The following is a 21,128-nucleotide window of genomic DNA, read 5'->3' on the forward strand; positions in this document are numbered from 1 at the left end:
GATGGACTCTGTCGTTGTCACGCCCGTTCGCTCCTCGCTTCGCAGGGGCTGGCGAATGGCGCTGATCATTCTGTTGATTCTTTTGCTAGTGGCAGCATCCCTATTACTGTATGGCTACTGGCTGCTTGCCAAAAGTCTGCCCGTCACCAGCGGGGAAGTGGTCATTAGCGGGCTTCAGGCGGACGTGTCGGTGTATCGCGATCAGAACGGGGTTCCGCACATCGAAGCGGACAATCTGCATGATCTCTACCTTGCGCAAGGGTACATTACGGCACAGGATCGACTGTTTCAGATGGACTTGAGCAGACGTCAGGCATCCGGGCGACTAAGTGAAGTGGTTGGAGAGAAAGCGGTGGAGCGGGATAAGTTTTTCCGCACTATGGGGCTGCGGCGCGCGGCAGAAGCATCGCTTCCTGCCTACTCGGCGGAGGCCAGGCAGGTGCTGGAGTGGTATGCCGAGGGGGTGAACGCCTACATGAAGGAAGCGATTGCGGAAAACAAACTGCCGGTCGAGTTTTGGCTGCTTGGCTATCAACCGGAACCTTGGAGTCCGATCGATTCGCTGACGATCGGCAAATATATGGCGTATGATCTCGGCGGTCATTGGGAAGGACAGGCGTTTCGCTACTATTTGCTTCAGCATTTCCCTGCTGAAAAGGCGTTTGATCTGTTTCCCAGCTACCCGGAGGATGCGCCGGTGATTGTTCAAATCGCGCAGCAACACCCCATCGATATCGCAGATCATTTGGCTGTAGCGGTCATCCCCAACGAGTGGAATGGCAGCAACAACTGGGTGCTTTCCGGTAAAAAGACAGTGTCGGGCAAACCGCTCTTGGCCAATGATCCACATCTGGGACTGGGCATGCCGGCGATCTGGTATGAGTCGCACCTGATGGCGCCCGATATGGATGTGAGCGGCGTCATCTTTGCTGGTGTGCCCGGGATCATCGTCGGTCATAATCAGCACATCGCCTGGGGAGTCACCAATGTGGGACCGGATGTGCAAGATTTGTATATCGAAAAGAGAAATCCGGAGCAGCCTGACCAGTTCCTGTACATGGGCCGTTGGGAGACAGCAGAGGTTGTACGGGAGGACATCGCGGTGAAAGGCGGGGCGACGATTCCGTATGAGGTGACGATTACGCGGCACGGTCCGCTTCTATCAGAGTTTGCCCACGATCACAAGGAAGAGACCGCCCTGGCGTTAAAATGGACCGCTCTGGAGCCGTCGACGGAGCTGGAAGCAGTGCTGATGATGAATCGAGCAAAAAATTGGGAAGAATTTAAACAGGCGCTGCAATACTTTCACACGCCCGCGCAAAATTTTGTTTTCGCCAGCGTGGACGGTACGATTGCCTACCGGGCGAACGGTCTGATTCCCATCCGCAAAGCAGGAGACGGCTCCGTACCTGTTCCTGGATGGACGGATGAATATGAATGGAGCGGATACATTCCGTGGGATGAACTGCCTACCGTCGTCAATCCGGAATCCGGATTGATCGCCACAGCTAACAACAAGGTGATCGACGACAGCTATCCGTACCACATCACCAACACCTGGGCTCAGCCCCATCGCCAGAACCGCATTCTGGAGGTGTTGGCAAGCAAAGATACCTTTACAGCAGAAGAGATGAAACAACTGCAGCTGGATAAACGGAACATGCAGGCCAAGCAATTGCTGCCTCCACTGCTTGCTGAACTGGAGAAGCAGTCGGGACTCCGCGAGTTGGACAGAGAAGCGATCGCGATCTTGAAACAATGGGAGTACGAGGATGCGCCCGATCTGGCCGCTCCGCTGGTGTTCAACCTCTGGATGATCCAGATTGCGGATACGCTGTTTGCCGATCAGATTGATCCGGAGTTGGACGACTTGTTTGAGGGGAAAACAGGAATCGTCGACCGGCTGCTGACAGATAGTTTCCAGGGCAGTCCTGGTCCCTGGATCCGGGAAAAGGGAGGCATCGGCAACGTAGCTCTGCAATCCTTTCAGCGCACGATCGACAAGATTGTGGAACTGCAAGGGGACGATCCGGCCAGCTGGAATTGGGGAGAGTATCATACTGTCACGTTTGAACATCCGTTGGCCGCGGTAAAGCCGCTTGACCTCCTGTTTAACCTGAAAGCTGTGGCGATAGGCGGCAGTAAGGTAACCGTAGGCATGGCAGGATGGGATGGGCAAACGGGTGAGGTGGAGCATGGCGGTGTCTGGCGTACCGTCGTTGATCTGTCTGATCTGACCCAAAGCTATAACGTGATCGGTCCAGGGCAGTCCGGACACCGATTGAGCCCTTGGTACGATGATCAAATCGATGACTGGACTGAGGGGAACTACCATTTGACCAGCACCACCAACTACCAGAATGAAGAGCATCATCTTCGCTTGCTTCCAAGTAGGTGAGCCATTTTTTGATTCGACAAAAAGGGAGGGATCAGGATGAGACTGACAACACTCGGCTATTGGGGAGCATATCCGTCCGCCAATGAAGCCACTTCCGGCTACCTGCTGCAGACCGACAAAGGCAATGTTCTCCTTGACTGTGGTTCCGGCGTGCTGGCTCAACTGCAGAATCATATCGCGTTGGAAGAACTGGACGCTCTAGTCATCTCTCACTACCACGCCGATCATATCGCCGACGTCTATTGCCTGCAGTACGCGGTGATGATTCTGACGCAGTTGGGCAAACGAACCAAACCGTTGCACATCTACGCACCAGCTGCAGATCAGGCGTCGTTCGCCAAGATGGGATACAGTACCTACTGCCAAGCGGTCCCGATTGCCAGCGGGATGAGAATCGACATCTCAGGCGTCTCGTTTTCTTTCGTCAGCACCACTCACCCCGTCCCGTGTCTGGCGATGCGGATCGAGCACGATAGCGGTGTGATCGCGTATACAGCAGATACCCAGTGGAACCAGGATGTGGTGCAATTATCTCAGCATGCCGATCTGCTGTTGGCGGAGTGCAGTCTGTACAACGAACAGTACGGACAGATCAGAGGACACCTGACCGCCGGGGAAGCGGGCCAACTAGCCGCGCAAGCAGGTGTGAAAAAACTGGTACTGACGCATCTGCCGCATTATGGCGATCATCGAAAGCTGGTTGGGCAGGCGGCTGAGCAGTATCAGGGACCGATAGAACTGGCAAGCGGCGGTGCCGTGTATGAGGTGGTGTAGAGGGAGACGCGCAAAAGGGGAGAAGCAGGATTTTTCTAAGAGGAGTGGTTTTGCAATGCCAACAATGATGGTAGGGTGGTTGGCACATATCTTCTCATCACCTTTTATGCTGTTGTAGTGAATGAACATGTCCCTCTGGGTTTCTTAACACTGAGAGTCACACTCTACTATTTGGCTTTTCTGATCGTGTTTGGCATTCCGTACTACATTTTATACGTAAAACTACAACAAAAGTGGTTGGTAGTCATGCTGTTCCATTTTCTTTACGTTCGGTTCTTTTGGTTCTTTCACGATTTTACTCATCCAGCCGGCTAGTATGAAATCAAATAGCAAGCAGAGTCATTCCTGCAGTTTCGGCTGACCGAATTGATGGAAATCCACTTCATGGAGATCCCGAAGCTGATGGACAAGTGGGAAGAGCGAACGAGTGGATAAAGGCTCTGGAGATTGCCCCGGCGATGCTCGCTGATGGAGACAGTCCATAGCGTGTTGCCAAGCTGACAAAACTTCCGTTGGAGGAAGTCGAACATCTGAAAGGTCAGCCCACTAACTGAAGCTCCAAAGAATCACAGACGGCCCTGTGCCTTCCCGATGCAGGGTCTTTTTGCGCTTCGCCTGTTATAAAACCGGCACCATCCTCTCGCAAACAGAGATAAAGGAGAAGGCATGCCTTCCCACCTGAGACCGCAGAACTCCTCACTGGTTGAACAGCAGAGGGAGTTTGTTTGTAGTCTGAGAGCCGGATGGTTTTATCCGGTTCTTATTTTTTATTGTTAAATAAAGTAAAGAACGCGGTGTTATCTGTCATAGAGATTGTGGTCCCCTCTTTTTCGAAGACATGCAATGCTCCCAAGTGCTTTTCCTTGTTCTCTGTCCACCCCCAACGTCCGATTTCTGCCAGAATACTCCAAAGGAAGCCCCAATTCTGGGTGAAGTCCCCATCTTATCCTCTCCTACCAGTCACCATTCGGTGCATCGTTCACTGCCACGCTCTTTTCCGATAGGGTAGATCGGCCTTCCTGCCCATGGCAAAGTACAGTGAAACCATGGAGAGGGGCAAACCTTCCAATCCTTTCCTCGTTCTTGTAGACTACAGATAGCCAATGAGACTCATGACAAAGGAGATGTGCATGGAATGAACAAAGCTGCCCCTCCCAGACTCAAAACACCAAAACTGCCGCTCACACCGATGGAACGCAGCCGCCTGCGCCAGGCGAAGATCAAGCTGGCGGAGATTGCCCGGCTGGAGTCCAAGCAGCTAGCCGACGTACTGGAAATACCGCTTGAACGGGCCAAAAACCTGACCGCACTGGCTCTCTTTCAACAGATTCCTTCGATCGGACCGGTGATCGCGCAGGGGATGATCGATCTAGGCTACTACTCGCTGGAAGAGCTTCGCGATTGTGACGGAGCATCGTTGACGGATCAGTTGGAGCAGCAGTACGGCTACTGGCTCGATCCGTGTGTGGAGGATTCTCTGCGCTGCATCGTGCACCATGCGCAGCATCCGGACAGCGACAAACAATGGTGGGACTTTACTGATGAAAGAAAGACCTACCGTGCGGAAAACGGATACCCGCTCAACCGGCCAACGATCGGATGGAAGGAGGCAGAAAAGGGCTGAGCGATTTGTAATATTATTTCTTAATTAAACGTTGACGATTGAAACATTGTTACATAAAATGAAGATAAGAACACACAGAAAGTGGTGTAAGCCCCTTGATAAATGGAGGACTTGTCAGTATCAAAGCTGTCCTCGATGAACTGAAACCTTCCGAGCGACGGGTAGCGGAGTTCATTCTCGCTCACCCCGAAGAAGTGGTGAATCTGTCTGTGCAAAAACTGGCAGAATTGAGTGATGTGTCGGAGGCTACGGTTGTCCGCCTGGCACGTTCTCTCAATATGAAGGGGTATCAGGAGTTAAAACTGCGGATCGCCGGTGACCTGAACAACAACATGGCAACTGGCAGCTATCAGGAGATCATGATGGGGGGATCGACGGAGTCGATCATCCATGCCATCAGCGTCAACAACATCCAGTCTATCCAGGATACCATATCCGTGCTCTCTGTCGAGGAAGTTCAACGGGCGGCCGAAGCGCTCGCAACCGCGCGGAAGATTGACGTTTACGGCGTAGGGGCATCTGCTGTGATCGCCGATGACGTGAAACAGAAGCTGAGCCGGATCAATGTGTGGTGCGAAGCGTATTCTGATTTTCATGCACAGCTTACCTCAGCGGTCACCCTGACGGAACAGGACGTTGCTTTCGGTATCTCCTATTCGGGACAAACTGAAGACATCATCCAGTCCTTGACCGAAGCCAAACAGCAGGGGGCCAAGATTATCACACTGACCAAGTTTGGCTCATCGCCGGTCGCCGACCTTGCCGATATCCGACTTTATACCAGTTCGGTGGAGAAGAGCATCCGCAGCGGAGCGATGGCGTCAAGGATCGCGCAGTTAAACGTCATCGATATCTTGTTTATTACACTTGTTAGCAGCAGACAGGATGAAGTGATTCCGGTACTGGAAAAAACCCGTGTCGCAGTCAGCCGTACCAAGCGCTCATCCAATGACAAATGAACAACAAGTTCAAAAGAGTGAATAGTGAACAGTGAATAGTGAATAGTGAAAAACGAGCCGTAGTCAATGATGGGGGCTGAAACGGAAATATGGAACAAGTGAGACAGTTGCTCAACGAATGGGTTGATACCGGCTTGCTGCCTGGGGCGGCCCTGCGTGTGATCCGCCATCGTCAGGTTGTGTTTGCGGCCGATGTTGGAGTGGCGCATCGCGATCTGCAAACACCGGTTGAGCGAGATTCCTTGTTTGATCTGGCCTCCCTGACAAAAATAGCCGCTACCCTGCCGGCCATGCTGTTGCTGCTGCAGCAGAAACAGATCTCGCTGGGGTCGACACTGACTGTGTTCTTTCCGGATTGTTCGGCCGACAAACGGGAGATTACGATTGAACAGCTGCTAACGCATACATCCGGGCTTCCGGCTGACCTGCCGAAAAGACGGACGGACACGATCGATGTCCCAATCGAGATTTTCCAGGCACCGCTTGCCGCCCATCCGGGTTCTCAAGTTATCTACAGCGATCTCGGGATGATTTTGTTGGGTATGATCGTGGAGCGGGTTGCGGGAGAGCGTCTCGATCGCTTCGTCGCCCGCCAAATCTATGCTCCATTAGGGATGAGGAACACGAGGTTTCTCCCTCTTTCCTCACCGCCGCCCGCATTGAAAGCGGTTGCGACGGAATACGACTCAGACCGTCAAGCGTATATCTCAGGAGAAGTACACGATGAAAAAGCCTATCTGATGGGTGGCGTGGCTGGACACGCCGGTTTGTTTTCCACGGCCGACGACCTCTGCCGCTACGCCTGCTGGTGGCTGTACGGCGGTGAACCTGCCCTTTCTGATAAGTGGCGGCTTGCTGCGAGACAAAACCGAACCAGCTCGCTTGCCTCTGCAGCCGGCGCTGTAGCACGTGGTCTCGGTTGGCAGGTGAACCAGGAAGGAGAGCCGTTAAGCTGCGGCAGTCGCTTCAGCCGTGACAGCTACGGTCATACCGGCTTTACTGGAACCAGCTTGTGGATTGATCCACTGCAGGATGCAGCCGTGGTCTTTCTCACCAATGCCGTCCACTTCGGACGAGAACATCAACTCAGGAGACTCCGGCCCTACCTTCATGATGCCGTCATGAAGCAGTTGATCGGTCAGTCATAACGATTGGGGAGCACGTTCGATGAGGGGCTTAGGGGAAAAACAGATCCTGTTATGTGCTGTTGGCCTCAGTCGAACATACTCATATAAAAAAACAAGGGGGATCTCTTCATGAAGAAATTGCGTTTCACCTCGTTTATGGCCATGGTGATGGCGCTCTCCATGTTCCTCGCCGCTTGTGGGGGCGAATCTGGGAACACGGGAACCAGCAATGGTGGGGATCAGGCAGCAGGAGAACAGCCGAAAGAGGAGCAGGTTGTCCTGCAGATGCACAGTTGGCGTGTCGAGGATAAAGCCGGCTATGAAAAGATCATCAAGGAATTCGAAAATGAAAACCCTGGCATAAAAATCGAGTTTAAACCGTTTAAAGCAACGGAATACAACACGATTCTCAACACGGCGCTGCAAAGCGACAGCGGCCCGGACATCATCCAGCTCCGTCCGTACCAGTCCGGGATGGCCCTTGCTGACGCCGGCCATCTGGAACCGCTGGATGATGTGGCAGGGATGAAGGATTTTCCGCAGGATGTCATCGCAGCGGCAACGGCGAAAGACGGAAAAATCTACGGCGTACCGCTGTCGATCAACTCCACGCAAATTTTCTACAACAAGAAAATTTTCGAAGAGAATGGCATCCAGGAACCCAAATCCTGGGATGAGCTGATCAATGTCGCCAAAACGCTGAAAGAAAAAGGAATTACGCCGTTTGCGTTCGGATCGAAAGAAGGCTGGCTGCTGTCGCTCACACACGGCGTCATCGCCCCTGGTGCATACAACGGCAATCAGTTTGTCGATCAAATCGTGAAGGGCGAAACCAACTTCCTCAGCCCTGAGTTTCTCAAGTCGCTGGAGCGGATGAACGAGCTGGTTCCATACTTCCCGGACAACTTCACTGGATTGGACGGCAACGATATCCGCACCTTGTTCTTCACCGAAAAAGCAGCGATGTACATCCACGGCAGCTTTGAGTTGGAAGTGCTGAGACAGATGAACCCGGATCTGCAGCTTGATTTCTTCCCGATGCCGACAGAAGACGGCAAGTCTGTGATCACTACCTGGGTTGACGGTTCTTGGGGTGTAAACGCCAAGTCCGCCCACAAGGAAGAAGCAAAGAAATTTATGGAGTTCCTGGCATCCAAGAAGTTCGGTGAGCTGTTTGCCAATGAGTTTAAGCGCATCAGTGCCGTCCCAGGCGTCTCCGTTGATGATCCGCTTGTGAACAAGATGGCCGAATTGTCGCAGAGCAGCTCGACGCCATACCTGATCCTGGTTCACTTCAACGAGGGGAACCCGACGCCCAAGGCCACGATTGAAAATACACTGCAGGGCATGTATCTGGGTGAAAGAACACCGGAACAAGTTGCGCAGGAAGTGCAAAAAGCGGCAGAAACCTGGTTTGAACCGTTCAAGAAATAGTGCGGGCGAGGGGAGTAAAACAACCAGTTTTACTCCCTTCCCATTACCACCGATTACTACCGGCAGAAAGTTGGTGAGAGGATGCAGACGAAGAGTAAGGGGAACTGGCTGATTCACCTCTTCCCGATCCCGGCCCTGATCGTATACGTACTGTTTGTCATCTACCCGATCTTTTCCGCTTTCACGTACAGCTTGTACGATTGGAACGGCATCGCCAAAGGCGAGTTCATCGGGCTGGAGAATTTCGTCACGTTGTTCCAAGTGGAGCCGTTCAACGAGATGTTCTGGAATGCCTTTAGCCACAACGTGATCTATTTTATCGTAGAGATGATCGTGCAAAACGGATTTGCTTTTATCCTCGCCTATATCCTCTACCAGAAAATCAGGGGAGGCGAGTTTCTCAAAATCGCCTACTTTCTTCCGCGTCTTTTGTCCGTCATTATCGTTGGCTTTCTCTGGAAGCTGATCCTCAATCCCAACTTTGGGGCACTCAACGTCTTCCTCACCAAGCTGGGGATGGAAGAGTGGGCACAGCCCTGGTTGGGCGATCCGGATACAGCACTGATATCCATTATTCTGGTAAACAGTTGGTTCGGCATGGGTTTTGCTGTGCTCATCTTCCTGGCTGGACTGCAGTCGATTCCGGAGGAAGTGGTGGAAGCGGCGCGGATGGATGGCGCCAGCGGTCTTCGCCTGCTCTGGAAGATTATCCTGCCGATGTGCATGCCGGCGATTACGATCATGACTGTGCTCACCTTTATTCAGGCTTTTGAAGCGTTTGAACTGGTGTACGCGATGCAAGGATCAAAGGGCGAACCATTCTACTCTACCGACACGATGGCCGTGTACTTTTACCGTCTGGCATTTGGCGGTTCCGGCGGCACGGATACGGTGGCGATCGGCCTGGGTTCCGCTCTCGCCGTGGTACTGTTTTTTATCGTTGCCTCCATGTCAGCCGTTTCGCTGTACTTTATGAGGAAGAAAGAGGTTCAACAGTAGTGGAAAACGTATTGCAATGGGGGACAAAGGAGGGACGTAGATGAAGCCATCTGTTGGCACGCGATCGGTTCAGTATCTGGTTGCATATTTGTTGGCGCTTGTCGCTATCTATCCGATCTTCCTGATGCTCGTCTCGTCACTGAAGACGAATGCTGAGATCTTTGCTGATCCGTTGGGGCTGCCCAAAGCATTTAGCCTGGAGCCGTATCGGAAACTACTCGATTCAGTGCCGTTTACCGATTTCCTGCTGAACAGCGTCTTTGTCAGCGTGGTTTCGGTGGCGTTGATCCTGGTTTTTTCGTCGATGGCGGCCTTTTACATCGCTCGGTTTTCCTACAAGTGGAACGGGATTCTCTACTTCTTTTTCCTGATCGGATTGATGATTCCGATCAAGCTGGGCATTGTGCCGCTGTTTCTGCTGATGAAGCAGTTGGCATTGACTAATACCCCTTGGTCGTTGATCTTGATCTATACGGCCAGCGGCATTCCGATTTCTGTGTTTATTCTCACCGGCTTTTTCCGGACACTGCCGGTACAGCTGGAAGAGGCGGCGCGCATCGACGGCTGCAGCAACTTTCAAGTTTTTTGGAAAATCCTGCTGCCGCTGATCCGTCCCGCTCTCGGCACCGTGATGATCATCAACTTTATCCAGGCCTGGAACGACTTTTTCTTCCCGCTGATTTTCATCCAGGATGAAGAACTGAAGACGATACCGGTCGGCATGCTAGGCTTGTTCGGCGAGTATGAGGCGGACTGGAGCATGCTGTTTGCCGGCCTGACGTTGTCAGCCTTGCCGATGATTGTGGTCTTTTTCCTAGCCTCGAAACAATTTATGGAAGGGTTGACGGCTGGTGCGGTCAAATAACAGGTACGTCATCGGCATCGATGGTGGCGGGACCAAGACCGTCGCCGCTCTTGCTGACGGACGGGGTGAAATCATCTCCACAGCGAGAGGAGATTCATCCAACATGCAGTCCCGCCCTTTTGCGGAAGTAGAGCAGACGCTGACTGCCCTGATCAACCGCCTGTTGCAGGAGGCGGGGATCAAGAGAACGGAGCTGGATGCGATTTTTTTCGGGCTGGCCGGGGCTGATCGACCTGAGGCCAAACAGCGAATCGCCGCATCCTCGCTCGCCGGGGACGGATCGGATCGCGTGGTGATTGACAACGATGCCGTAACCGCCCTTTATTCCGGCACGTGGGGGAAGCCGGGTATCGTATTGATTGCCGGAACCGGTTCGATCGCATACGGTATATCGGAGCAAGGGGAGCGCTGCCGCGTAGGCGGCTGGGGGTATCTGCTGGGCGACGAAGGCAGTGGGTTTGATCTGGGACAGCAGGCTCTGACCGCTGTGATGAGGCAGTTTGACGGCAGAGGCAGGCCCACCGTGTTGACAGAGCTGATCCTCCAGCAGACGGGTCTGGCCGATCCGGCAGGGCTAGTCCACTACGTGTACAGTGCCCCCAATGTAAGAAAGCGGGTCGCTGAAGCGTCGTATCTGCTGCTGGATGCTGCAGCGAGAGGCGATCAGGTGGCTTCGGAGATTCTGCATCAGGCAGCCGACTCGCTGGCGGAACTGGTTCAGACTTGCGCAGAAAAGTGCGGCAGCGGCTTGCCTGTGGTTGTCGCAGGCGGCCTATTGGCAGAAGATACCCAGCTGCGCCGGGAAGTGCTCGCCCGGTTGTCCCCTGCCTGTGACGTCATTCTTCCAGAACTCCCCCCGGTAGTGGGAGCGCTGGTGATGGCACTGCAGGAGGCGGGGATTGAGGTAGATGAGCAGGTGAGAAAAACGATCACGGATGGCTGGATTGACCAGGAGAGGATGAACAGACATGACGGATAAACTGTTTCAATTGACGACGGAGACGCGAAATGCTCAGACACAAAATCTGGATCAGCTGCCGACTGAACAGATTCTGAAGATCATGAACGAAGAAGACAAAAAAGTAGCGTATGCAGTAGAGGATGTGCTTCCTCAAGTGGCGAAGGCTGTTGATCTCGTCTCCGCAGCACTGCAAAAGGGCGGCCGACTTTTCTACTTCGGAGCAGGCACCAGCGGGAGGCTGGGGATTCTGGATGCGGCAGAGTGTCCGCCTACGTTTGGCACCAACCCCCAACTGGTGCAAGGGGTCATCGCCGGAGGGACGTCGGCGCTGGTGGAGGCGATCGAAGGAGCGGAAGATCTGCCCGAGCTGGGGCGTGAAGATGTACAGAAATACGGCATTACAGATCAGGATGTCGTCGTCGGCATTGCGGCAAGCGGACGTACACCGTACGTGATTGGCGCGCTGCAGGAAGCCAAGTCACGAGGCGCAAAGACGATCTCTCTGTCCTGCAACCCGGTGGCGGAAGTAAATGAAGGCGTCGATGTGGCGATCAACGTGGTCGTCGGTCCGGAGGTGGTTACCGGTTCGACGCGTCTCAAAGCGGCGACGGCGCAAAAAATGGTGCTTAACATGATCTCGACGGTTACGATGATCCATCTGGGCAAAGTATATGGTAATCTAATGGTGAACGTCCAAGCGACAAACCAAAAACTGCGCGAACGGGTCAAGCGGATCGTCATGGAAGTAACCGGGATCAGCTACGCTGAGGCTGAGGTGTTGGCCGAGCAGGCTGGCGGCGATGCACGGGTGGCGATTCTAATGCAAAAAACTGGTTTGGACAGAGCGGCAGCGGTGGAGCTCTTGACTCGCTTCGGAGGAAGGATTAGGGATGCCATCGAAAACCAGAACTAAAATCGTCAATGTGAATGTTCTGAGCGGTGACCGTTTCCTAGAAAAGGGAATGGTCATCATTCAGAATGGAAAGATTGAGTATGTGGGTTCGGATCAGGGCATGGAGGCCGAGCAGGTGATTGACGGACGGGGAGCCTACCTGGTGCCGGGCTTTATCGATCTGCACGTCCATGGTGGGGCGGGGCACGATTTCATGGATCTGTCGCAAGAGGCAGTAGATGAGATTTGCCGGTTTCACGCTGCCCACGGGACGACCGGTCTTTTAGCGACTACGATGACAGCGCCGATTGAAAAAACCCAAGAGGTTGTTTCCTACTACAACCACTTGGGAGGCAGCCAGGGAGCACAGGTACTGGGACTGCACCTGGAAGGGCCCTTTATCAATATCAAGTACAAGGGGGCGCAAAACGGAGACTGGATCGAAGCGCCTACCTTGGACAACATGAAGCGCGTCTTCGCAGCAGCCCGCCCGGGACTGATCAAGCTGATCACCCTTGCACCTGAGTTGATTGAGGACGAGCCGGTGCTGGAATGGCTGACAGAACAGGGAACAATCGCCTCTGTCGGCCACTCCGATCTGGATTACCACGGCGGCTGTCGCTGCATGAAGCGGGGGTTAAGCCATGCCACTCATTTGGGGAATGCGATGCGCGGCTTCCATCACCGCAATATCGGGATGATTGGCCTGGTCATGGAACAGCCGGAGCTGACCTTTGACATTATCGCCGACGGGATCCATGTTTCGCCGGAATTGATTCGGCTGCTCGTCCGGATCTGCTCACTCGATCAGATCATGCTGATCACAGACGCGATGCGGGCTGCCGGTCTGACGGACGGCTGCTACGAGCTTGGCGGCCAAGAGGTACACGTCAAGGGGATGGAGGCACGGCTAGGCGACGGGGTGCTGGCAGGCAGCATGCTCACCCTGGATAAGGCATTAGCCAACCTGATTGAGTATACCGGGCTGCCGCTTGCCACGGCTGTGCAGATGCTCACATCGAATCAGGCTCGCAAGCTGGGCTTAGAGGCGCAAAAAGGCAGTATCGCCGCAGGAAAAGACGCCGATTTGGTGCTCTTGTCAGACGACCTGCGTGTGCTGTCCACTTGGGTTAATGGAGAACAGGTGTATCAGGAGTTGAGCGAGAGATGAAGTTACAGGTTTTTGACAACTACGATCAGGTGAGCCGACGAGCAGCAGAGATCGTGATCGAAGAGTCCCGCAAGCACCCGCAACTGGTGTTGGGATTGGCAACGGGTTCGACGCCGATTGGGCTGTATCGGGAGATGGTGCAGGTGTATCAACGGGGGCAGCTTGACTTTTCCGAGGCAACCACCTTTAATCTGGACGAATACTATCCGATCACCCCGGATCATCCGCAGAGTTTTCGACGCTTTATGCAGGAGCACTTGTTTGACCACGTCAACATTGCGCCGGAGCGGATCCACTTTTTAAGCGGTACGGCCGCAGATGTGGAGAGTGAATGCAGCCGCTATGAAGCGGCGATTGAAGCGGCGGGCGGTATTGATATCCAGGTGCTGGGCATCGGTGAAAACGGCCATATCGGTTTTAATGAACCAGGCACCCCTTTTCACCTGAAGACACATAAGGTGGCGTTGACGGAAAACACGATTCAGGCCAATTCCCGTTTTTTTGAGCGGATCGAGGATGTGCCCCGCCACGCGCTGACGATGGGTATCAGCTCGATTATGCGCAGCCGCAAGATTTTGCTGCTTGCTTCCGGGGAGAAAAAGGCAGAGGCGATCAAGGCTGCGCTGCAAGGGCCAGTGACGGAAGAGCTGCCTGCATCCGTATTGCAGCTGCACCCGGATGTGACGGTAATGGTGGATAAAACGGCGGCAACCCAACTGGAGGGAGTGCCGTACAAGGCTTGATAAGCCTTCTTTGCAGACAACAGAATAGCTGTTGGTGAGACATGCTTACGATCAGGGCATGTCTTTTTGTTTACGGAAAAGCAAGTTTGGGAGGAAACGTGTGTTTTAGACGTTAGACTTACCCCTGACGGCTTTTCTTACGTGGTTAGAGAAGCAAGCGAAGCGAATAGGGCGTACAGCCACAGTCAGTCAGTCCTTGCCAACGCAGGATACGAGCAGCAGGCGACTACCGACCGTTTGCAAGAGGGGCACCCATTGAAAAAAGTTCTTGCCAAGGAAAGGGAAGCTGGTTATATTGAAAACATGTAGGAATCCTACATAATAAAAATCAGGAGTGATTACTGTGGTAAAAGCTATTTTTTATCATGCCGGTTGCCCAGTGTGCGTCGATGCGGAGCAGATGATTTTTACCTCATTGGACAAAAGCAAGTTTGACCTCGAGGTGGTTCACCTCGGGACGGCTCAGGAGCGGATTGCCGAAGCGGAGTCATTTGGTGTAAAGTCGGTTCCGGCGCTGGTAGTTGGAGAGAAGGCCTATCATATCAACTTTGGGGCCAGTCTGGATGATGTGAAAGCAGGTTCATGATACAATGTAGGGGCGAAGCAATGTTCGCCCCTATTTTTTCCAAGAGAGGATTATAGAACCGCATGAGCTTGTTTGATCCGCAACAGAGGAAAGAAAACCCTAGACTCCGTTCAGCGATGGCCTTGTTTCGGCTGGCTCAGGCGATCAAGAAGATGAGCCAGATGGAGAGTGACCCTGTCGGACTGTCTCCTGTACAGGTGCAGACGCTGCTGTTCGTCTACCACACTCGTCGCGACGTGGCCAGCGTGGGCAATCTGGCCAAGTCGATCGGCACGACTCACGCTACTGCGGTCGGGATTGTCAACGGCTTGCTCGCAAAAGGGCTGGTTCAGAAGCAGGCGAAGCAAGAGGACCGGCGTATAACGCTGCTGCAATTGACCGAAAGCGGCAGAGACGTAGTGGCGAAGATTGAGGATTGGGGGAAGACACTGCAGTCAGCGATGGACCATCTGCCGGATGAGGTACTTGACTCGTTTGAGATCGGACTGGGTGCGATCGTATCCTCGCTGCAAAAAGCGGGTCATCTGGTGGTGGCAGAACCCTGCCATGGCTGTGTCCACTTCCGCCCTAACGTCGCGGGTTCCGACCAGCCTCACTACTGTCAGGCCATAAAGCGGTACTTGTCTTTTGCAGAATCACAAAAAGAGTGTCCGGAGCATGCGCCATCATGCGATTTGGGGCAAGAGAAGCGGGGAGGAAGTGTGGAGAGATGAGCGGACAAATCGTTTCAATCAATGTGGGGGAGCCGATCACGATCCTGTACGGCGGGCGTGAAGTGACGACCGGAATCTACAAGTCACCAGTGAACGAGCCGCTCTACCTGACTGAGTTGAACTTTGCCGGAGATGCTCAGGCTGATCTGGTCTACCACGGCGGCAAAGAAAAGGCGGTCTGCGTATACTCGCACGAACATTACCCTTACTGGGAACGGGAGTTGAACCGGACGCTGAACAAGGGGGCATTTGGCGAGAACCTGACCGTGACCGGCATGCTGGAGTCGGAGGTCTGCATCGGCGACATCTATCGGGTGGGCGAGGCGGTGGTGCAGGTGAGCCAGCCTCGGCAGCCCTGTCACAAGCTGGCCAAACGATACGACATCAGCGAACTGCCGCTATGGGTGCAGAACACCGGTTATACCGGCTTTTACTTTCGGGTTCTGGAGGAAGGCTGGGTGACTCCAGAAGACGGACTAACACTGGAGCAGCGGCATCCTATGGAAGTGACCGTTGCGTTTGCCAACCAAGTCATGCACCACGACAAACAAAATACGGAAGGTATCAACCGGCTCTTGGACGTGAAAGAATTATCTACGAGCTGGCGGGCAACGCTGGAGAAGCGATTGAGAGGACAGGCTACGGATACGAAAAAGAGATTGGAAGGATAGACGGATAGACGACGGCGATCCGAAGTGATGGCCTGACGAAAACATGGAGGCAGCGTCCCCGGAGATCTTTCGAGGACGCTTCTTCTATGTTAGGGAGGGTGAGAGGAACGGGAGGAGAGGATTGATCAAGAAATGGCTGATTGGAATAGCGTTGGCCTTGGTGGGCGTAGTCAGCTTCAATCTGCTTCACAATCCCCCTGAGGAGTATGTTCAGCAAGAGCTGGAGCTAGTTCTGGCGGGTCAGAATTCCCCATTGATTCCCAATGATGTTGAAGAAAATGCTTCATTCACATTTATGTTGGAAAAGGAATCGCAGTTAAAGTGGAAGCTGATTCAAATGGGAGAAGTAGAAGAGTGGAGTAAACAGGCTTGGATGAAAAATCGTGAGAGATACTAGATCATTCGGCTCACAGAGCAGTGCGCTATCGTTTTCACACTGCCGAGTGAGCCTTTTTTGTCTACCGAACTGTCAAGGTGCTGCATATTTGTCCGCCGATCTGTCAGGGTACTACAAATGTGTAGATAGCCAAAGGGAACATCACATCCTCCAACCGGAACCGGCGCACCTTATGTTTGGTTGGCAGCAGTTTGCCGTCACCAGAGGCGGGCTGAGACCAAGTACGCTGACTCCCTAATCGGTACTATCCCGTAAGAGTAGACTTTTTCTGACGTAGCTGTTCCAAAAACCCCGTCGTTACCGACACCCCTGCAAATACGAGCAGCCCGCCAACGATCTGCGCAAGCGTGACGATCTCTCCCAGTAGGAACCCGATCAGAACCGTGAATACCGGTATCAGGTGAAGCGAGACCCCTGCCTGACTGGCACTGATGAAACGCAGGGCGACATTCCACAACATGTAGGAGCCAACCGACGGGAAGATAGCCATGTAGAGGATACCGGTCAGGGACAGGTTGCTGATCTGCATCACATCAGGTGGATCAACCAAGCCAAACGGAATCAAAACCAATACCGCCAGCGTGGCAGATGCCGCAGTGGCCGTGATCGGTGGGATGCTGTCCAGTCGTTTTCCCACGATCGAGTAAAACGTCCAGACAAGAATCGCCCCCAGCATCAGCAGATCGCCCCGGTTATAGGTGGTATCCAGTATCTGCAGCGGATTGCCGTCGGTGACGATGAATACGACGCCAAGCACGGAGAGAAGCAGTCCGCCTATCTTGATCGCGGACATCCGTTCACGCAAAAGAATCGCCGAGAACAGCACGATCAGCGCCGGGTTGAGGGCATTGACAAGTGCCGCATTGGTCGGGGACGTATAGATGAGTGCCGCATAAAGAAAGAGATTGTAACCGATTACCCCTAACAACCCCAGTAGAATAAGGGGGCGCCACGATCGAACCAACTGCTGCCAGTCCGGTTTTTCCCTGTACATAGCGATCGGCCACAACAAGAGCAGCGCAATGCTCCAACGGGACAGCGTCATCCAGAGCGGACTTACCTCTGCGGTGACGTACTTTCCAAAGAGATAATTGCCAGCCCAAAACAGATTGGTCAGCGTGAGCAGCAGCCAAGCCTGGTATTTGTTCAATTCGGTTTCCCTCCAGTTGAAATCTATCTATGAAAGCAGCGCTTGCCGGCATCTGGTTTCAGTAAATTTAATTAATTTGCAGTTTACTAAAATTTCGAAATCAATTACGATTATGAGTAAAAACACCCAGCAGGAGATGAAGGATCGTGATCGACTTACCTATCCCGCAGCCGATGAGCGACCAAGAGGCGCCTATTCCCGCATCTGCAGAGTGCGGAGAGCCGCTTGTTGCGCTGTCCAGCCTAGCGGACAAGATTCGCGTCTATCCCTATTACTATCATCAAGGTTACTCCTCTGCAATGCAAGACTGTTATTTGCGCGCCGGTGCGGCCCAGCTGTTGCAGCAAGCAGCGGAACGGCTGCCTGCCGGTTTTTCATTGGTGGTGCTGGACGGTTGGCGCCCGTATGACCTGCAGACAGCGATCTATGAGCAGTTCAAACAGAGCCTGATCGCCCAAGGATGGTCAGACGATGCATCGTTGGTGGCGGAGTTGACCAAGTACGTTGCGCTGCCATCCACTGATCCAGAGAAGCCTTCACCGCATATCACCGGCGGCGCAGTCGATCTGACGATAGCCGGACCGGACGGCTGGCTGGAGATGGGCACTGATTTTGACGATTTCAGCCCGCGGGCTGCTACCCGTTTCTATGAGATGCTGCCAGAACAGGAGTGTGGCAGGCGAGAAGAGCGGATTCGCAGCAACCGACGCTGGTTGTACCATTTGATGACGGAAGTGGGTTTCACCAATTACCCGGAGGAGTGGTGGCATTACGATTACGGAAACCACCATTGGGCCAGAGAAAAAAACGCCGCTCCGATCTATCAGTCCATTCTATCTATTGATTTTTCAGAAAAATATTGAATCAGAGGAATATTTACAATATATTAAAAACATCATCAAGATATTTAAATCATCACAAAAGGGGGAAGATTCACGTGAGACGTTTGCTTCATCTACCACTCAGTCTTATCCTGGTTTTGGCCCTGGCGCTTTCCGCCTGCAGCTCGACGAGCCAGCCACAGACGGAAAACAAGCCAGCCGAACAAAATGAGCAAACCCAGGCTCCCGAGCAGTCCGCAAGCACACCAAGTGACACCTTGGTGGTAGCGATCAGCTCGGATCAGGGTACGCTTGATCCGGCTGTGTCCATGGACAACAGCGCGTGGAAAATCACCTATCCTGCATACCAACGCCTGGTTGAATACGATGGTGCTTCTACAGAGGTGAAACCAGGCCTGGCAAAAGAATGGAAGGTAAGCCCGGACGGACTGGAATGGACCTTTACCTTGAATGAGGGGTTCAAGTTCGCTGATGGTACGCCGGTGACGGCGGATGCGGTCAAGTTTACCTTTGACCGTACACTGGCGATCAAAAAAGGTCCTTATGACGTGTACAGCGTGATTCAGGAAGTGAAGGTAAACTCACCGACATCGGTCACGTTTGTGCTCTCCAAAAACTTTCCGCCGTTCCTCTCTACGCTGGCAGCCAACTACGGCGGCATCGTCAACCCCAAGGTAAAAGAGAAAGAACAGAACGGCGATCTCGGACAGAACTTCCTGGCCAGCAATACGATGGGCAGCGGTCCGTACCAGTTGGAAGAATGGAAGAAAGGTCAGTACTTCAAGCTCACTCCTAACCCGCACCATCCGGCAAAACCGGCACTGAAAACCGTGTACTTCAAGATTATTTCTGACCCGACAGCGCAGCGTCTGCAGTTGGAACAAGGGGAAGTGGACATTGCAGAAGGGATTCCAGTGGAGCAGTTGGGTGCTTTTGAAAACTCTCCCAACATAGAGGTGCTGCAAAACCCCAGTCTGTTTGTGGACTACGTCTATGTGAACACGTCGAAAGGAAACGAGGCATTAAAAGACAAACGTGTCCGTCAGGCACTCAGCTATGCGATCGACTACGATGCGCTGACCGAAGCTGTCCAGCAGGGATATGCCACCCAGATGCGCGGGCCGATTCCGAAAGGACTGTGGGGGCATGATGAATCTGCCTTCCAGTACAGCTATGACGTAGAGAAAGCCAAGTCGCTTTTGGCCGAAGCAGGTGTCTCCAATCTGGAGCTGGATCTGCTGTACTCGGACAACAAGCCGTGGTGGGAGACGGAAGCCCTTACCCTGCAAGCTTTCTTTGCCGAGATCGGCGTAAAGCTGAACCTGAACAAAGTGGCCTATGCAACAAGCCGCGAGATGATGGACACGGGCGATTTCGATCTCAGCCTTGGTGTCTGGAGTCCGGACTTCGCCGATCCGTTCATGTTCATGAACTACTGGTTTGATTCCAACAACTTTGGTTTATCCGGCAATCGTGCGTTTTACAAAAACGATCAAGTGGATCAGCTGATCCGCCAGGCAGCGACGATTAATGATCAGGCAGAGCGGACCAAGCTGTATCAGCAGGCACAGCAGATCGTAATCGAAGAGGCGCCATACCTCTACCTCTACCAGAAAGACTCGTTGCTGCCGGTCAGCAAACAGGTAAAAGGATATGTGTACAATCCGATGTTGGAGGGCATTTACAACCTGGCGGACATGTCCAAGTAACCTGCTCAGGAACTCGCATAAATCGCGTAGAGGAGTGTTTCTTGCATGATGCAAATCATCGCCAAACGACTCTCGCTGCTTGCTTTTGTCCTGTTTGGCGTGACCTTGATGACCTTCTTCATGTCACACGTCATCCCAGGCGACCCGGCCAGGATGATGGTAGGACAGCGTGCCGATGAGGAAACACTGCAGGAAGTTCGTCGTCAATTGGGCCTGGACCAACCGGTCTGGGTCCAATACATCACATATGTGAAGGGGCTTCTTACAGCTGATTTCGGCACTTCCATTCGCACGCAGCAGCCCGTCATGAACGACCTGGTTACCTTTTTTCCAGCGACGATGGAACTGGCCATCACCGCCTTTTTGATGGCGATCGTCATCGGCATCCCGATCGGCATTCTCTCTGCGGTCAAGAAAGATACCTTTTGGGATCACGGGGGACGGATGTTTTCGATTGCCGGAGTATCGACACCGGTGTTTTGGAGCGGATTGGTCGGCATCCTCGTCTTTTACAAATTGTTGGGCTGGTTTCCTTCCAGCGGACGGCTTGATCTGTCCGTTGCGGCCCCGGAGCAGATCACCGGGTTCTACTTGCTGGACAGCTTGCTGACCGGCAACTGGTCCGCATTTACCAACAGCCTGTGGCACCTGATCCTGCCGGCGATGACCCTATCCTTTGCCCAGTTGGCCATCGTTACCCGTCAGGTTCGCGCCAGCATGCTGGAGGTGTTGGGACAGGAATACATTCGAACGGCCCTGGCCAACGGCATCAAGGGACCGCTGCTGCTGGTTCGCTACGCACTGCGCAATGCCTTGATCCCGACGATCACGGTAGTGGGCCTCTCGTTTGGATCGCTTTTGGGCGGAGCAGTCGTCACCGAGACGATCTTCGGCTGGCCCGGGATGGGCAAGTACGTCGTCGATTCCATAGCGTACCTCGATTTTCCAGCAATCATGGGCTTTACGTTTATCATTTCGGTAGGGTATGTGGTCATCAACCTGTTGGTCGACCTGACGTACTACTTGCTAAACCCGCAGATCAGAGAATAAAGGGGGGCGGAAACGTTGTCAGCCAATCTGGAATTGCAACCTGCTATTCATCAGCGCAGAATC

General features: G+C 53.4%; 20 protein-coding genes. 19 read left to right on the plus strand and 1 reads right to left on the minus strand.

Going from position 1 to position 21,128, the window contains the following annotated elements; genetic code table 11:
• The first annotated feature begins 1 nt into the window (after position 1).
• The 16 genes from LOK74_RS02535 (at position 2) to LOK74_RS02610 (ending at position 16,314) form a co-directional block, all read left to right on the plus strand.
• Entirely contained in the window at positions 2-2,398 is a 2,397-nt protein-coding gene (locus LOK74_RS02535) for a penicillin acylase family protein (RefSeq protein ID WP_230045060.1), read from the plus strand.
• Positions 2,399-2,434: 36 nt separating this feature from the next.
• The gene (locus tag LOK74_RS02540) at positions 2,435-3,172 is read left to right on the plus strand and encodes an MBL fold metallo-hydrolase (protein WP_230045061.1); all 738 of its coding nucleotides are present in this window, start codon (positions 2,435-2,437) and stop codon (positions 3,170-3,172) included.
• A gap of 1,135 nt (positions 3,173-4,307) precedes the next feature.
• Positions 4,308-4,796 (plus strand): helix-hairpin-helix domain-containing protein, encoded by a 489-nt coding sequence (locus tag LOK74_RS02545; protein WP_230045062.1) that lies wholly within the window; start codon positions 4,308-4,310, stop codon positions 4,794-4,796.
• A gap of 95 nt (positions 4,797-4,891) precedes the next feature.
• A complete protein-coding gene (locus LOK74_RS02550) occupies positions 4,892-5,755 on the plus strand; it encodes a MurR/RpiR family transcriptional regulator (protein ID WP_230045063.1) in 864 nt (287 codons plus the stop codon).
• Positions 5,756-5,844: 89 nt separating this feature from the next.
• Positions 5,845-6,903, plus strand: a complete 1,059-nt coding sequence (locus LOK74_RS02555; protein ID WP_230045064.1) for a serine hydrolase domain-containing protein — start codon at positions 5,845-5,847, stop codon at positions 6,901-6,903.
• 108 nt (positions 6,904-7,011) lie between these two features.
• Positions 7,012-8,316: an ABC transporter substrate-binding protein gene (locus LOK74_RS02560; RefSeq protein ID WP_230045065.1), complete on the plus strand. Its 1,305-nt coding sequence runs from the start codon at positions 7,012-7,014 to the stop codon at positions 8,314-8,316.
• Between the two features lie 81 nt (positions 8,317-8,397).
• Positions 8,398-9,315: a carbohydrate ABC transporter permease gene (locus LOK74_RS02565; protein ID WP_230045066.1), complete on the plus strand. Its 918-nt coding sequence runs from the start codon at positions 8,398-8,400 to the stop codon at positions 9,313-9,315.
• A 40-nt stretch (positions 9,316-9,355) separates the two neighbouring features.
• Positions 9,356-10,180, plus strand: a complete 825-nt coding sequence (locus tag LOK74_RS02570; RefSeq protein WP_230045067.1) for a carbohydrate ABC transporter permease — start codon at positions 9,356-9,358, stop codon at positions 10,178-10,180.
• On the plus strand, positions 10,167-11,159 hold the full coding sequence (locus tag LOK74_RS02575; protein WP_230045068.1) for an N-acetylglucosamine kinase: 993 nt from the start codon (positions 10,167-10,169) through the stop codon (positions 11,157-11,159). Before LOK74_RS02570 ends, LOK74_RS02575 begins: the two co-directional genes overlap by 14 nt.
• Positions 11,149-12,054, plus strand: a complete 906-nt coding sequence (murQ, locus tag LOK74_RS02580) for an N-acetylmuramic acid 6-phosphate etherase (protein WP_230045069.1) — start codon at positions 11,149-11,151, stop codon at positions 12,052-12,054. Before LOK74_RS02575 ends, murQ begins: the two co-directional genes overlap by 11 nt.
• Positions 12,032-13,204, plus strand: coding sequence for an N-acetylglucosamine-6-phosphate deacetylase (gene nagA, locus LOK74_RS02585; RefSeq protein WP_230045070.1), 1,173 nt, complete (start codon positions 12,032-12,034; stop codon positions 13,202-13,204). Before murQ ends, nagA begins: the two co-directional genes overlap by 23 nt.
• A complete protein-coding gene (gene nagB / locus LOK74_RS02590; RefSeq protein ID WP_230045071.1) occupies positions 13,201-13,947 on the plus strand; it encodes a glucosamine-6-phosphate deaminase in 747 nt (248 codons plus the stop codon). Before nagA ends, nagB begins: the two co-directional genes overlap by 4 nt.
• A gap of 343 nt (positions 13,948-14,290) precedes the next feature.
• Positions 14,291-14,533, plus strand: coding sequence for a thioredoxin family protein (locus tag LOK74_RS02595; RefSeq protein ID WP_230045072.1), 243 nt, complete (start codon positions 14,291-14,293; stop codon positions 14,531-14,533).
• A gap of 62 nt (positions 14,534-14,595) precedes the next feature.
• Entirely contained in the window at positions 14,596-15,246 is a 651-nt protein-coding gene (locus LOK74_RS02600) for a MarR family winged helix-turn-helix transcriptional regulator (RefSeq protein WP_230045073.1), read from the plus strand.
• A complete protein-coding gene (locus tag LOK74_RS02605; protein WP_230045074.1) occupies positions 15,243-15,917 on the plus strand; it encodes an MOSC domain-containing protein in 675 nt (224 codons plus the stop codon). Before LOK74_RS02600 ends, LOK74_RS02605 begins: the two co-directional genes overlap by 4 nt.
• Before the next feature lie 121 nt (positions 15,918-16,038).
• Positions 16,039-16,314 (plus strand): hypothetical protein, encoded by a 276-nt coding sequence (locus tag LOK74_RS02610; protein WP_230045075.1) that lies wholly within the window; start codon positions 16,039-16,041, stop codon positions 16,312-16,314.
• Between the two features lie 244 nt (positions 16,315-16,558).
• On the opposite strand, the gene LOK74_RS02615 is transcribed toward LOK74_RS02610, so the two are convergent.
• The gene (locus LOK74_RS02615; RefSeq protein ID WP_230045076.1) at positions 16,559-17,464 is read right to left on the minus strand and encodes a DMT family transporter; all 906 of its coding nucleotides are present in this window, start codon (positions 17,462-17,464) and stop codon (positions 16,559-16,561) included.
• A 146-nt stretch (positions 17,465-17,610) separates the two neighbouring features.
• Between LOK74_RS02615 and LOK74_RS02620 the strand changes: the two genes are divergently transcribed.
• From LOK74_RS02620 to LOK74_RS02630, 3 genes are all read left to right on the plus strand, one after another.
• Positions 17,611-18,327 carry a M15 family metallopeptidase gene (locus tag LOK74_RS02620; protein WP_230045077.1) on the plus strand — a complete coding sequence of 239 codons (717 nt, stop codon included), beginning with the start codon at positions 17,611-17,613 and terminating at the stop codon, positions 18,325-18,327.
• Positions 18,328-18,401: 74 nt separating this feature from the next.
• On the plus strand, positions 18,402-20,015 hold the full coding sequence (locus LOK74_RS02625; RefSeq protein WP_230045078.1) for an ABC transporter substrate-binding protein: 1,614 nt from the start codon (positions 18,402-18,404) through the stop codon (positions 20,013-20,015).
• A 45-nt stretch (positions 20,016-20,060) separates the two neighbouring features.
• On the plus strand, positions 20,061-21,065 hold the full coding sequence (locus tag LOK74_RS02630) for an ABC transporter permease (RefSeq protein WP_230045079.1): 1,005 nt from the start codon (positions 20,061-20,063) through the stop codon (positions 21,063-21,065).
• The last annotated feature ends 63 nt before the right edge of the window (positions 21,066-21,128 follow it).

This window comes from Brevibacillus humidisoli (assembly GCF_020923435.1).
Classification (GTDB): Bacteria; Bacillota; Bacilli; order Brevibacillales; family Brevibacillaceae; genus Brevibacillus_E; species Brevibacillus_E humidisoli.

What these genes read in the sequence shown, in the direction of transcription:
- LOK74_RS02535 (WP_230045060.1), top strand. Translation starts at nt 2, where the DNA reads ATGGACTCTGTCGTTGTCACGCCCGTTCGCTCCTCGCTTCGCAGGGGC.
- LOK74_RS02540 (WP_230045061.1), top strand. Translation starts at nt 2,435, where the DNA reads ATGAGACTGACAACACTCGGCTATTGGGGAGCATATCCGTCCGCCAAT.
- LOK74_RS02545 (WP_230045062.1), top strand. Translation starts at nt 4,308, where the DNA reads ATGAACAAAGCTGCCCCTCCCAGACTCAAAACACCAAAACTGCCGCTC.
- LOK74_RS02555 (WP_230045064.1), top strand. Translation starts at nt 5,845, where the DNA reads ATGGAACAAGTGAGACAGTTGCTCAACGAATGGGTTGATACCGGCTTG.
- LOK74_RS02560 (WP_230045065.1), top strand. Translation starts at nt 7,012, where the DNA reads ATGAAGAAATTGCGTTTCACCTCGTTTATGGCCATGGTGATGGCGCTC.
- LOK74_RS02565 (WP_230045066.1), top strand. Translation starts at nt 8,398, where the DNA reads ATGCAGACGAAGAGTAAGGGGAACTGGCTGATTCACCTCTTCCCGATC.
- LOK74_RS02570 (WP_230045067.1), top strand. Translation starts at nt 9,356, where the DNA reads ATGAAGCCATCTGTTGGCACGCGATCGGTTCAGTATCTGGTTGCATAT.
- murQ (WP_230045069.1), top strand. Translation starts at nt 11,149, where the DNA reads ATGACGGATAAACTGTTTCAATTGACGACGGAGACGCGAAATGCTCAG.
- nagA (WP_230045070.1), top strand. Translation starts at nt 12,032, where the DNA reads ATGCCATCGAAAACCAGAACTAAAATCGTCAATGTGAATGTTCTGAGC.
- nagB (WP_230045071.1), top strand. Translation starts at nt 13,201, where the DNA reads ATGAAGTTACAGGTTTTTGACAACTACGATCAGGTGAGCCGACGAGCA.
- LOK74_RS02600 (WP_230045073.1), top strand. Translation starts at nt 14,596, where the DNA reads ATGAGCTTGTTTGATCCGCAACAGAGGAAAGAAAACCCTAGACTCCGT.
- LOK74_RS02605 (WP_230045074.1), top strand. Translation starts at nt 15,243, where the DNA reads ATGAGCGGACAAATCGTTTCAATCAATGTGGGGGAGCCGATCACGATC.
- LOK74_RS02630 (WP_230045079.1), top strand. Translation starts at nt 20,061, where the DNA reads ATGATGCAAATCATCGCCAAACGACTCTCGCTGCTTGCTTTTGTCCTG.